This window comes from Pseudomonas californiensis (assembly GCF_021147775.1).
In the GTDB taxonomy this organism is placed as follows: domain Bacteria; phylum Pseudomonadota; class Gammaproteobacteria; order Pseudomonadales; family Pseudomonadaceae; genus Aquipseudomonas; species Aquipseudomonas californiensis.
The window spans coordinates 12,958-25,031 of record NZ_JAGTPK010000035.1 but is presented as its reverse complement, the minus strand read 5'-3'; the positions used below and the strand labels follow the sequence as shown (position 1 = coordinate 25,031).

The 12,074-nt window shown below is 58.1% G+C and carries 10 protein-coding genes; 2 read left to right on the top strand and 8 right to left on the bottom strand.

The window, feature by feature from the left end; all coding sequences use genetic code 11:
• Positions 1 to 27 precede the first annotated feature (27 nt).
• The 8 genes from KDX37_RS23865 to KDX37_RS23830 all read right to left on the bottom strand — a co-directional run bounded on the left by KDX37_RS23865 (position 28) and on the right by KDX37_RS23830 (position 9,375).
• Entirely contained in the window at positions 28 to 267 is a 240-nt protein-coding gene (locus KDX37_RS23865; protein ID WP_231655485.1) for a PLD nuclease N-terminal domain-containing protein, read from the bottom strand.
• Between the two features lie 260 nt (positions 268 to 527).
• A complete protein-coding gene (garD, locus tag KDX37_RS23860) occupies positions 528 to 2,081 on the bottom strand; it encodes a galactarate dehydratase (RefSeq protein WP_231655484.1) in 1,554 nt (517 codons plus the stop codon).
• A gap of 10 nt (positions 2,082 to 2,091) precedes the next feature.
• Positions 2,092 to 3,483: an MFS transporter gene (locus KDX37_RS23855; protein WP_231655483.1), complete on the bottom strand. Its 1,392-nt coding sequence runs from the start codon at positions 3,481 to 3,483 to the stop codon at positions 2,092 to 2,094.
• Between the two features lie 164 nt (positions 3,484 to 3,647).
• Positions 3,648 to 4,559: a 5-dehydro-4-deoxyglucarate dehydratase gene (kdgD, locus tag KDX37_RS23850; RefSeq protein ID WP_231655482.1), complete on the bottom strand. Its 912-nt coding sequence runs from the start codon at positions 4,557 to 4,559 to the stop codon at positions 3,648 to 3,650.
• A gap of 323 nt (positions 4,560 to 4,882) precedes the next feature.
• Entirely contained in the window at positions 4,883 to 5,632 is a 750-nt protein-coding gene (locus tag KDX37_RS23845; RefSeq protein WP_231655481.1) for a FadR/GntR family transcriptional regulator, read from the bottom strand.
• Between the two features lie 100 nt (positions 5,633 to 5,732).
• A complete protein-coding gene (locus tag KDX37_RS23840; RefSeq protein ID WP_231655480.1) occupies positions 5,733 to 7,466 on the bottom strand; it encodes an ABC transporter ATP-binding protein/permease in 1,734 nt (577 codons plus the stop codon).
• 89 nt (positions 7,467 to 7,555) lie between these two features.
• Positions 7,556 to 8,119, bottom strand: a complete 564-nt coding sequence (locus KDX37_RS23835) for a response regulator transcription factor (protein WP_231655479.1) — start codon at positions 8,117 to 8,119, stop codon at positions 7,556 to 7,558.
• Entirely contained in the window at positions 8,116 to 9,375 is a 1,260-nt protein-coding gene (locus tag KDX37_RS23830; RefSeq protein WP_231655478.1) for an ATP-binding protein, read from the bottom strand. Before KDX37_RS23830 ends, KDX37_RS23835 begins: the two co-directional genes overlap by 4 nt.
• A 202-nt stretch (positions 9,376 to 9,577) precedes the next feature.
• Here KDX37_RS23830 and KDX37_RS23825 point away from each other — a divergent pair, with 202 nt between their 5' ends.
• Positions 9,578 to 10,291: an SIMPL domain-containing protein gene (locus KDX37_RS23825; protein ID WP_231655477.1), complete on the top strand. Its 714-nt coding sequence runs from the start codon at positions 9,578 to 9,580 to the stop codon at positions 10,289 to 10,291.
• A 219-nt stretch (positions 10,292 to 10,510) separates the two neighbouring features.
• Complete coding sequence (locus tag KDX37_RS23820) at positions 10,511 to 12,019, top strand: HET-C-related protein (RefSeq protein ID WP_231655476.1); 1,509 nt, start codon at positions 10,511 to 10,513, stop codon at positions 12,017 to 12,019.
• Positions 12,020 to 12,074: the final 55 nt, after the last annotated feature.

Genomic DNA, 12,074 nt, shown 5'->3' with positions numbered 1-12,074 from the left:
CGCTTGCAAGAGCCTGTGAAGCGGGCGTCAGTATTTGGTGCTTTGCTGGTCCGGCTTGGCAGGCGTGTCGACATGGCGCGGTCCCGCCACTATCAGCGCAAGAACGCCCAGAACAGGGACAGCGACAATCACAATGAACCACATCAACTTGTTGTTGGAGTCAGTCACGCTTTTGCGCACCCGCATGATCGCCCATATATCCGAAATCACGACCAGAGCAGTAAGGGCCGTAAACAGCCATAAGTGGTTTTCCGATATCCAAGGCATTTGAAATCTCCTGCACATTCAACGAAGGCAACCAGACCGGCTGCCCATACTCTAAAGAGGCGTCAGAGCCGCTTAAAGTTCAGAGAATCAGGGAAATCAAACGTTTTGGCCGCCGAGGGCAATGAACGGCATCGTGAGCAGGACGCGGGCGCGCCGTGATTACGCAAAGGTCTCGACAGTAGGGCAAAGCGAGAAAGGCAGTGTCGTCGCGGACAGGTCGAGTACCACCTGACCGCTACGACACAGATGACATGGCGATATCAGGTGATAGGCGCCGGGTTGAACAGGGTGATGTCGTTGTGAAGACGGTAGTGCTCGGTCCAGGTCTTTTTCTTGCCGCTGGCCACGTCCAGATAGAAGTGGAACAGCTCCCAACCCAGGTCTTCGATGGTGGCGCGTCCGGTCGCAATGCGCCCCGCGTCGATGTCTATCAGGTCAGGCCAGCGCTGAGCGAGTTCGGTCCGCGTCGACACCTTCACCACCGGTGACATGGCCAGGCCGTACGGTGTACCGCGACCGGTCGTGAACACGTGCAGGTTCATGCCGGCGGCCAGTTGCAACGTCCCACAGACAAAATCGCTGGCAGGTGTGGCGCAGAAGATCAGGCCTTTTCTGCTGACACGCTCACCTGGGCCGAGTACGCCATTGATGGCGCTGTTGCCAGACTTGACGATGGACCCGAGGGACTTCTCGACAATGTTCGACAACCCGCCCTTCTTGTTGCCCGGCGTGGTGTTGGCGCTGCGATCTGCCTCGCCCTTGGCCAGGTAACGGTCGTACCAGTCCATTTCACGCACCAGCGCCTTCGCCACGTCCTGGTCCTGCGCACGCGAGGTCAGCAAGTAGATGGCATCGCGCACTTCAGTCACTTCCGAGAACATCACCGTAGCGCCTGCGCGCAACAGCAGGTCGGAGGCAAAGCCCAGCGCGGGGTTGGCGGTGATGCCGGAGAACGCGTCACTGCCGCCACACTGCATGCCGAGGATCAGCTCGGATGCCGGAACCGTTTCACGACGACGCAGGTCGAGCTTCTTCAGGCGCACCTCGGCCAGTTCCATGATCTGCTCGACCATTTCATTGAAGCCGTGGCTTGAATCCTGAAGCCGGTACAACCAAGGCTCGCTCAGGTCGACCGAGCTGTCGCCTTCGTGCATGACCTGATCGGCCTGCAACTTCTCGCAGCCCAGACTGATCACCAGCGCCTCGCCACCCAGATTCGGGTTGCGCGCCAGGTTACGCACCGTGCGGATCGGGATGTAAGCGTCGGTGGCGGTAATGGCCACACCGCAGCCGTAGCTGTGGGTGAGGGCCACCACGTCATCAACATTCGGGTATTTGGGCAGCAGTTCGTCGCGGATGCGCTTGACGGCAAAGTCGAGCACGCCGGTCACGCACTGCACGGTGGTAGTGATCCCCAGAATGTTGCGAGTGCCTACCGTGCCGTCGGCATTGCGATAGCCTTCGAAGGTGTAACCCTCCAGCGGCGCCTGCTTCTCCGGCACGGCATCAGACATCGGCAGGCTGTCCAGCGCAGGCGCTGACGGCATGCGCAACTGGTCTTCCCTGACCCAACTGCCACGTGGTATCGGCTGCAACGCATAACCGATCGTGTGGCCGTAACGAATCACGGCCTCACCGGCAGCCAGGTCAACGGTGCTGACCTTGTGGCTCTGCGGTACGTTATCGACAGTGACCAGACCGTTATCGAATTCGGTTCCGGCTGGCACACCCTGGTCGTTGACTACGACCACCACGTTGTCCAGCGGATGCAGCCGGATGTAACGCGGAGAGTCGGCATGTTGAATCAGGTTCATCACGGTTTCCTCAGGATTTTGCTTCGGAAAGGTCGCTGGCTTGGTCGTCCAGCAATGGCCCCTTGGCAGGCGGCTCTATCAATTCCACACGCTTGATTTCACCCACGATGAAAATGTAACTGATTACCGCCAGCAGCGCGTTGGCGCCCACGAACACCAGTGCCCACTTGAACGAGCCGGTGCTGCTGATGATGTAACCAATCACGATCGGAGTGGTGATCGATGCAATGTTACCGAAGGTGTTGAACAAGCCACCGCTCAGGCCGGCGATCTGCTTGGGCGACACGTCGGACATGACTGCCCAGCCCAGCGCGCCCACGCCTTTACCGAAGAACGCCAGGGCCATGAAGCCTACGACCACCCATTCGATGTCAACGTAGTTGCAGGTCACGATGGACGTCGACAGCAGCAGGCCGCCAATGATCGGTGCCTTGCGAGCGAAGGTCAGCGAGTGGCCCTTGCGCAGCAGGTAGTCGGAGATCACCCCGCCCAATACACCGCCGATAAAACCGCAAATGGCTGGCAAGGACGCGATGATACCGGCCTTGAGAATGGTCATGCCGCGTTCCTGGACCAGATACACCGGGAACCAGGTCAGGAAGAAGTAGGTGATGCCGTTGATGCAGTATTGGCTCAGGTAGATACCGAGCATCATGCGGTTGGTCAGCAACTGACGAATGTAGTCCCACTTCGGTCCGCTGCTGGCAGGTTTTTCCTTGTCCTTGCCTTTGACCTTGTCCTGATCCAGGTCGACCAGGCCACCATTGCTGGCGATGTGGTCGTACTCTGCCTCATTGATCATCGGGTGATTGCGCGGGCTGTAGATGACTTTCATCCAGATCGCGGAGAACACGATACCGATGGCGCCCATCACCACAAACACATGCTGCCAGCCGTAGGTGTAAACGATCCAGCCCATCAGCGGTGCGAACAGCACGGTGGCAAAGTATTGCGCGGAGTTGAAGATAGCCGAGGCCGTACCGCGTTCAGCGGTAGGGAACCAGGCAGCCACAATGCGCGCGTTGCCAGGAAACGAAGGTGCTTCGGCCAGACCCACCAGAAAGCGCAGCATGAACAGCGCAACAATGGCGGTGGAGATACCGAACTCGCCCACATAGCCTTGCAGCAAAGTGAACAGTGACCACGTGAAAATACTTGCGGCATAGACTTTCTTCGACCCGAAACGGTCAAGCAGCCAGCCACCAGGAATTTGCCCGGCCACGTAAGCCCAGCCAAATGCGGAGAAAATATAACCCAGGGTTACGGCACTGATGCCGAGGTCTTTCTGGATGCTGGAACCAGCAATTGCGATGGTAGCGCGGTCGGCATAGTTGATAGTGGTGACCAAAAACAGCATCAGCAGGATCAAATAGCGGACGTGCGTCGGCTTGGACTTTTGCATCAATAAAACTCCCACTAGTTATTTTTTTACGCGGGTAAAACTGTTTTTGGGTGCAGCGTTACAGGCCCCTTAGAAGTGTCGCAGCGACGACATCTCTACCTGTACGGGTCGTACGTTCCAACGACAAAACCGCTGATCGCTCAGCGGTTCTGGGTAGGGGGGTGTTACTGCTTGCCTTGCTTGTCCATGAGCGCAGCGAGCATGTCGCATTCTTCCGGGGTCAGGTCAGTCAATGGAGCGCGAACCGGACCGGCGTCGTAACCGGCGATTTTCGCGCCAGCCTTGACGATGCTGACCGCATAACCGGCTTTACGGTTACGAATTTCCAGGTAAGGCAGGAAGAAGTCATCGATGTATTTGCCGACAGCCTCGTGATCGTCACGGGCAATGGCGTGGTAGAAATCCATCGCCATTTTCGGTACGAAGTTGAACACCGCTGACGAGTAGACCGGTACGCCCAGCGCCTTGTAGGCAGCAGCGTAGACTTCAGCAGTCGGCAGACCACCCAGGTACGAGAAGCGATCACCCAGACGACGGCGGATCGAAACCATCAGTTCGATATCGCCCAGGCCGTCCTTGTAACCGATCAGGTTCGGGCAACGCTCGGCCAGTTGCTCCAGCAGAGTTGGCGTCAGGCGGCAGACGTTACGGTTGTAGACAACCACACCGATCTTGACCGACTTGCAGACGGCTTCAACGTGGGCAGCAACACCGTCCTGGCTGGCTTCAGTCAGGTAATGCGGCAGCAGCAACAGGCCTTTGGCACCCAGACGCTCGGCTTCTTGAGCGTATTCGATGGCCTGACGGGTAGGACCGCCTACGCCAGCCAGGATAGGGACGCTGGTCTCGCAGGTATCAACGGCCGTCTTGATAATTTCGGAATATTCGCTGGCTGCCAGGGAGAAGAACTCACCTGTGCCGCCTGCTGCGAACAGAGCGCTTGCGCCGTAAGGGGCCAGCCACTCAAGACGCTTGATGTAACCAGCACGATGGAAGTCGCCCTGGGCATTGAAATCGGTAACCGGGAAAGACAGCAGACCGGAAGAGAGGATGGACTTCAGTTCTTGTGGATTCATTATTCGAACACCCTGTGGGACATAAATTGTGAATGGATCACCGGGGCAGTGCCGATGTCGTAAGTCATCGTACAATTGAAAATAAAATCACTCAACAGAGATTTTCGGGTTTTTCACAGGGAAGACGATAAAAGACAGTAATGGCCTGCACGGCCGGGGGCTTTGAAGAAGATCAACGGTCGATACGGTTATACGATAACCGCCTGAGCGCTACGCTTGTGAACCTTGAATCAAGCAGTCTGGCGTCTTCATCTGCGGAGGAAGACGCTAATGTACTCAATGTCGAGTGCGTACGGCGCTGAAGCAGATCGGCATCAAAGGCTTCAGGCCCGCTGCGACTCTGCCTCTTCATGCGCATGGCGCAGGCGTTCACGACTGTTGGTCAAATGCAGCCGCATGGCAGCACGGGCGGCATCCGAATCCTGACGGGCGATGGCCTCGTAGATTTCTTCGTGCTCGCGGCTCAGCCGGTCCATGTAATGCTGCTGATCATCATGCGCCAGACGTGCCGAGTTCAGGCGCGTGCGCGGAATGATGCTGGTGCCCAGGTGCGTCATGATGTCGGTGAAGTAGCGGTTACCGGTCGACAGGGCAATCTGCAAATGAAACTGGAAGTCTGAAGCCACTGCGTCGCTGGCGTGTGCCGCGCTTTCACTCAAGGCATCGAGTGCCGCACGCATGGCTGCCAGCTCCTCCGGCGAGCGACGCTGGGCCGCAAGGCCAGCCGATTCGACTTCCAGGCTGATCCGCAACTCAAGAATCGCCAGTACGTCACGCAGGGTGACAATAGTCGCAGGGTCGATCCGGAAGCCGCTCGGGCTTGGCGTGTCCAGCACGAAGGTGCCGATACCGTGCCGAGTTTCAACCAGACCGGAAGCCTGCAGGCGCGAAATGGCTTCGCGAACGACGGTCCGGCTGACGCCCTGCTCTTCCATGATCGCGGATTCGGTGGGCAATTTATCGCCACGCTTGAGCTGGCCGCTGCGAATTCGCTCGGACAGTTCAGTCACCAGCTCCTGCGCGAGGCTACGGTGTTTTCTACGGGCGCGGGGCGGAGCGCTTTGATTTTCCATATCCAACGTCAATCTCTGGACAGTTAAACAAGCGCTAATCATAGCTCAGCGGTTGTATGATCACATCCTGAAAAAGCACCCTACCCCTGTAAAGCCTTGTTCAAACCGGCTCGGGCATGCGCCTTTCGATCAGTTGCGAGTCGACAACGTGCACGTGACGGTCATGAAAACGCTTGAGGCTGCTGCGATGACCGACGCTCAGCAAGGTCAGATCAGGCAGCTCCGTGAAGATCGCCTCATGCATCGCAGTCTCGTCTTCCTCGTCCATCGCAGACGTTGCTTCATCCATATAGAGCCAGCGAGGTGCCAGTAACAGCGCCCGGGCAAAGGCCACGCGTTGCTGCTCGCCGGGAGAAAGCAGACGTTGCCAGTGATTGCTTTCGTCCAGGCGCGGCACCAAATGTTCCAGGCGGCATTTGACCAGCACATCGGCAAAGCGCGCGGCCGGGTATTGATCGGCAGGCTGTGGATAACTCATGGCCTCGCGCAACGTGCCAATCGGTAGATACGGGCGCTGAGGCAGAAACAGTGATTGCCCGACCGGCAGACGGATACGACCCTCGCCCTGCCGCCACAGCCCACCCAGCGCTCTGAGCAGCGAACTCTTCCCGCTGCCCGAGCGCCCGCTGAGCATGACTTTCTCACCGGCGGCGATATGCAGGTTGGCGCCCAGCAGTAACCGTCGCCCGCCCGCCAGGGTGAGCCCCAGATTATGCAGGTCCAATGCATCTCCCGACTGAACTGTTTCAATGACGGACGGCCGCGCCTCATGGTCGGACATCGCCTGACGGAAGCTCAACAGACGATCGCAGGTCGCCCGCCACGATGCCAGGGTGCCGTAGGCGCTGATGAACCAGCTGAAATTTTCCTGCACGTTGCCGAACGCCGAGTTGATCTGCATCAGATCACCCAATTCGATCTTGCCAGCAAAATAGCGTGGCGCTGCGACTATAAAAGGAAAGATCAGCGCGATCTGCGAATAGCCCGACGTGAAGAAAGTCAGTCGTTTCTGCACCTTCATCGAGGTCAGTACGTTGTTCCAGATCATCGAGAAGCGCCCGCTCAGGCGCTGGTTTTCATTTTTCTCGCCCTCGGACAAGGCGATGCTTTCAGCGTTCTCGCGCACACGTACCAACGCAAAACGCATGTCGGCTTCATAGCGCTCCTGCTGGTTGTTCAACGGAATCAGACGGCGCCCGATCCAGTGGGTCAGAAAGCTGCCCACCACCGCATAGAGCATGGCGGCCCAGAACATGTAACCGGGGATCGTGATACCGAACAGCTCGATGCTTCCGGAAACTCCCCACAGAATGACCGAGAACGAGACCAGGCTGACCACGGAGCTCATAAGGCCCAACCCAAGGCTCAGCGTGCTGGTGGTGAACTCATTGAGATCTTCGGACAGGCGCTGGTCAGGGTTGTCCGTGTAGCCGCCCTGCTCCAGGTGGTAGTAATTCTTGTGGGCCAGCCAGCGGGCGAAGTGCTGCTCGGTCAACCAGCGCCGCCAGCGAATCGTGAGCAGTTGCGTCAGATAGAGCCGATAAACGGCGGCCAGGATGGCAATGGCAGCAATGCCACTGAAGTACAGAATCAGATGGGTAAAGGCACCGAGGTCCTTGTTCTGCAAGGCGTTGTAAAAGTCCCGGTACCAGCTGTTGAAGAGTACTGACACTTGTACACTGAACAGCGACAAGGCGATGACCGACACCAGCAACACCCAGGCCATGGTCTTTTCTTCACTGCGCCAATAGGGCGTTATCAGCTTCCAGACCCGGGAGAAAAACGCACCTTTGACGGTGTCGTTGACGGCAGAATACTCAGCATTGCGATTCATTTTATTCAGGCTCGCTGTCTCTAAAAGTACGATGCCTGAACACAATGAAGCAAAAAACGGCCTGGACGCTCAGGATGAAGAAAGCTTCATCAGCGACGAACAGGGCGCTTCTGCAATTTCCGCTGCAAGGTTCTGCGATGCATGCCCAGCGCACGCGCGGTGGCCGAGATGTTGCCTTCGTGCTCGGTCAGCACACGCTGGATGTGCTCCCACTGCAAGCGGTCCACCGACATCGGGTTTTCCGGGACCAGCGTGTCGAGATCAGCATGCTCGGACAACAGCGCTGCCAGCACGTCGTCAGCGTCCGCCGGTTTGCACAGGTAGTTACAGGCGCCACGCTTGATCGCCTCTACCGCAGTGGCAATGCTCGAATAGCCGGTGAGAATCACCACACGTATTTCCGGGTCCATTTCCAGCAGTTTGGGCAGCAGCACCAGACCGGAATCGCCCTCCATCTTGAGGTCCAGCGCGGCGTACTCGGGAATATCCTGCTGCGCCAGCGCCAGACCCTCTTCGGCCGAACCTGCGGTGCTCACCCGAAAACCACGACGGCTCATGGCGCGTGCCATGACGCGGGTAAACGTGGCGTCGTCATCGACCAGCAACAGATGCGGCAGCTCTTCGCCGTCGACCTGGATGTCTTCGTCACTCATGCTTCTTCTCCTCGTGTATCACGGGGCAGGCGCAGCTCGGTGAGCGTGCCGCCCTCTTCATGACTGTAGAGCTTCACCGAGCCACCCGCACGGGTAACACTGGCCTTGCTCAGAAACAGACCCAGGCCGAAACCTTTGCCCTTGGTAGTGAAAAACGGTTTGCCAATCTGCTCGGCGATGGCCAGCGGCACGCCAGCACCGTGATCCCGGATACTGATGCAGATTTCTGCACTGTCCCAGTTCAGGTTGACTTCAAGGCCATCAGGACACGCATCGGCGGCATTATTAAGCAGGTTGAGCAACGCCTGAGTCAGGTCCGGTGGTGGTGACAGCATGGGCACTTCACCTTTGCCCAACTGCGTGAACCGGTAACTCACCTCGGGTCGCATCAGGTGCCAGCGATTGAGCGATTCATCCATCCAGCGGCTGGCGGTCTGATACTCCACCGCCATGCGCCGATTGGCCTCTGCGGCACGCACCAGTTGCTGCAGCGTCAATTTGCACTGTTTGACCTGTTCCTGGAGAACCGACAGATCGTCCTGCAATTCCGGATCGCTGTGATCCTGACGCATCTCCTTGAGCAATACGCTCATGGTTGCCAGCGGCGTGCCCAATTCATGCGCAGCGCCTGCAGCCTGAGTCGCGACGGCGAGCAACTGCTGATCACGCAGGCCCTCTTCCCGACGAACCGCGCGCAGTTGCTCCTGACGACGCAGCTCCTCGGCCATCTTCGCCGCAAAGAACGTGATGACTCCGGCAGCCAGTACAAAGCTTAGCCACATGCCATAGACCTGCATGTTTTCCCGGGCAATGGGGTAAGTTTCCAGTGGGTAGGACTTCACCATCAGAAACGTGTACAGCGCCAGGGCAAAGCCGGACAGCATCAACGAATAACGCCACGGCAGAGTGGCGGCGGCAATCGTCAGCGGCACCAGATAGTAGGAGACGAACGGGTTGGTCGAACCGCCCGAGTAATACAGCAGGGCGCTGTGAATCAGCAGGTCTAGCGCCAGTTGCAGGGCGTATTCCAGCTCGGTCAACGGCAACGAGGTGCGCAGGCGGATGACGGTCAGCAGACACAGAATCAGCGAGCACCCCAGCGTGATCGACAACTGCAGCCACGGCAGCGGCAGGAAGTCGAACAACCAGGCGATCCCGACCGAGCCCGCTTGAGCAGCCAGCACCAGTATACGGATGAATGTCAGACGCCACAGGTTCTGGCGTGTGGCGGAAAGCATTTGAACGGGGGCGAGCATGAGCTCTCCTGATGAGCGCTCCAGGCGGATCGAAACGAGTATAACCAAGCAGGAGGCAAAACTGGAAAAGTGCGTCAACACGCCGCATATCCAGAAAGGCCGCCGACGCAAGGCGACTCAGGAACCAGAATCAGCGACCAGAGTCTGATAGCTTTGTGCCGCCCGACACGTGTTGGAGGCCGTTCCATAACAAGGAGTTCTCATGTCCACTCTTCGTCCTGCTGTCACGCTTTTCGCGCTGGCTGCCGCTGCCCTGTCCAGTTTACCGGCCATGGCTGAAGAAGCCCGCTACAACCAGATTTCACTGCGTGCCGAGGTCAATCAAGAGGTCCAGCGCGACCTGATGCTCGTCACGCTGTACACCGAAGCGCAGGACAGCGACCCGGCCAAGCTGGCAGCGCAGGTCACCGAGACCATGAACAAGGCGCTGGGTCAGGCGCGCCAGGTCAAAGAGGTCAAGATCCGTCAGGGCAACCGCAACAGCTACCCGATCTACGACGACAAGGGCGGGAAGATCACCGGTTGGCGTGAACGCGCTGAATTGCGCCTGGAAAGCCCCGACTTTGCTGTGCTGTCGAAGTTGACCGGCGAATTGCTCACCGATCTGAAGATGGGCGGGATGGATTTCTCGATTTCCCCATCGACCCGCAAGACCAGCGAAGACACCTTGCTCAAGGATGCAGTGACGGCATTCAAGGCCCGTGCACAACTGGTCACCGAGGCGCTTGGCGGGACCGGCTACAAACTGGTCAACCTGAACCTCAACACCTCGGGCTATCCACAGCCTTATTTGCGCGCGCCAGTCATGATGATGAAGTCGTCGCGTGAAGACGCTATGCCTACCCCTGACGTTGAAGCAGGCACCAGCCAGGTCAGCGTTGCGGCTGACGGCGTGATCGAAGTCGCCATCCCTTGATTGTTCAGGCGGCAACAGACGTTGCCGCCACTTTCCCACGCCCTGCACGACGATCTTCTCGCCACCTTCGGCTGAGCCTTACAGCCCTTGGCGGGATGCCTGATTCCCTGAAAACTCCCCGTCCGTAAAATCGCCCCTGTATCAACCGCACATACTCCTGCGTACTGCCGAGCGAACATTCGACGAGCCTTTACGCGTCTCTTTATCAAGGAATCACGGATGAATCCTGTCATTACGCCAGAACCGCTACCCAAGCCAGCACCCTTCGAAGCCGGTCACGGTGACGAACACAAGGCCACCCACAGCTCGATCGAAGCCGTCCTTGAACAGGCCGGTTTTTCGAAGCATGAGCGACGCGCCATCTATTTTGGCAACTGGCTGCGCGATTACTCGCAGCTGCTCGACCCCAAGATCGTCCGCGCCACCACTATGCCCAAGAACTTCCCGGACATGTTGTCTCGCGAAGCACTGACCAAAATCGTCGACGTGCTTGCCGTGGATGAATTCATCGACCTGATGAAGGCAGACCGACCGAGCTTTGAGGTCACCCCCAAACGACTCGGGGTCTACCGCGCCACCGAGCACATCGACAATCCCAAGGCCATCAACCCGCAACCTGCCAATGCCAGGGAACGCGACGCTGACTTTGAACCATGGGTTCTGCCGGGCGATCCGATACTGGAAGTCGACTCCGATACGTCCATGAAGCGCTACATTCAACGCTCTGTCGACGTCATGACTCAACAACTGAATGTCGCGGTACAGGCTGGTCGTGAATCCACCGACGGGCTGCGGGCACTGGGATCGGCGCTGCACATTCTTGAAGATTTTTTTGCTCACTCCAATTTCGTCGAGCTCAGCCTGATCAGGCTGGGCCATACCAAGGTACTGCCCTGGACCTCCGAAGCCGACTGCAAACATCGGCTGCCTTTGGTCACCGGCATGTTCAGTGGCAGCGATATCATTGCCAGCCTCGCTGCGCCCCTGGGCAAAATCCTGTTCTCTGCCGAGCAGAGACCCTTTGAAGCGACCGAAGCCGGCAAGCGTTATCAGCGCGACCAGATCATTCAGATCCTGCTCAGCGAATATCCCGATCCGCAGCTCTACGATGCTCACGAAGCGTTTCTGGCCACCCGCGATGAATGGGCCAACCTGCCTTTTGCCGAACAGGTCGAGAAGTTCTACTGGTACATCGGTACGCCGGGAAGAATCGCCAGTCATGCGATTGGCACTGTGATGCAAGGCCTGACCACCTTTCTTGGTAACAGCGTGGGCGACGTACAGACCGGCCTGGGCGATGACCCGAACACCAGTGGCTCGACCGATCCATCCCACTCACAACTGGCCAAGGATCATGCAGAGCATCCTCTGCATGATCTGGCGGCGCTTCTGGCGCGAACAGCGGTGCTCAAAGTAGGCCAGGCCATCGCCAGCCAGTGGGCAGGCAAGGAAAATGCTGGCAACGCAGCCCAGGTTGCAACTCAATACATGACCCATCCCATGGGCAGTATCTGGCAGGATTCGCTGGTGGATGAATGGGCAAACCTGAATCCCGGGTCCGTCAAGAGAGCGACGGTCAAAAGTGATCTGGATCTGGGTCATGCGCACCTGCAGCAAGAGGCTCAAAAAGCGTTACGTCAGTTCGAGGGTGAAAGCGTGAGCTTCTTGAAGATTTTTCAGGAGAGTAACTCGCTGTCCGACCTGTGGAACAAAATCACCGGCAAGTAAGAAGTTTGTCCCGACACTCGCATGTGCGGCACTATCCGTTGTCTATCTTTCATCG

Excerpts from the sequence above, each read along its gene's own strand:
- KDX37_RS23865 (WP_231655485.1), bottom strand. The coding sequence starts at position 267 with ATGCCTTGGATATCGGAAAACCACTTATGGCTGTTTACGGCCCTTACT.
- garD (WP_231655484.1), bottom strand. The coding sequence starts at position 2,081 with ATGAACCTGATTCAACATGCCGACTCTCCGCGTTACATCCGGCTGCAT.
- KDX37_RS23855 (WP_231655483.1), bottom strand. The coding sequence starts at position 3,483 with ATGCAAAAGTCCAAGCCGACGCACGTCCGCTATTTGATCCTGCTGATG.
- kdgD (WP_231655482.1), bottom strand. The coding sequence starts at position 4,559 with ATGAATCCACAAGAACTGAAGTCCATCCTCTCTTCCGGTCTGCTGTCT.
- KDX37_RS23845 (WP_231655481.1), bottom strand. The coding sequence starts at position 5,632 with ATGGAAAATCAAAGCGCTCCGCCCCGCGCCCGTAGAAAACACCGTAGC.
- KDX37_RS23840 (WP_231655480.1), bottom strand. The coding sequence starts at position 7,466 with ATGAATCGCAATGCTGAGTATTCTGCCGTCAACGACACCGTCAAAGGT.
- KDX37_RS23835 (WP_231655479.1), bottom strand. The coding sequence starts at position 8,119 with ATGAGTGACGAAGACATCCAGGTCGACGGCGAAGAGCTGCCGCATCTG.
- KDX37_RS23830 (WP_231655478.1), bottom strand. The coding sequence starts at position 9,375 with ATGCTCGCCCCCGTTCAAATGCTTTCCGCCACACGCCAGAACCTGTGG.
- KDX37_RS23825 (WP_231655477.1), top strand. The coding sequence starts at position 9,578 with ATGTCCACTCTTCGTCCTGCTGTCACGCTTTTCGCGCTGGCTGCCGCT.
- KDX37_RS23820 (WP_231655476.1), top strand. The coding sequence starts at position 10,511 with ATGAATCCTGTCATTACGCCAGAACCGCTACCCAAGCCAGCACCCTTC.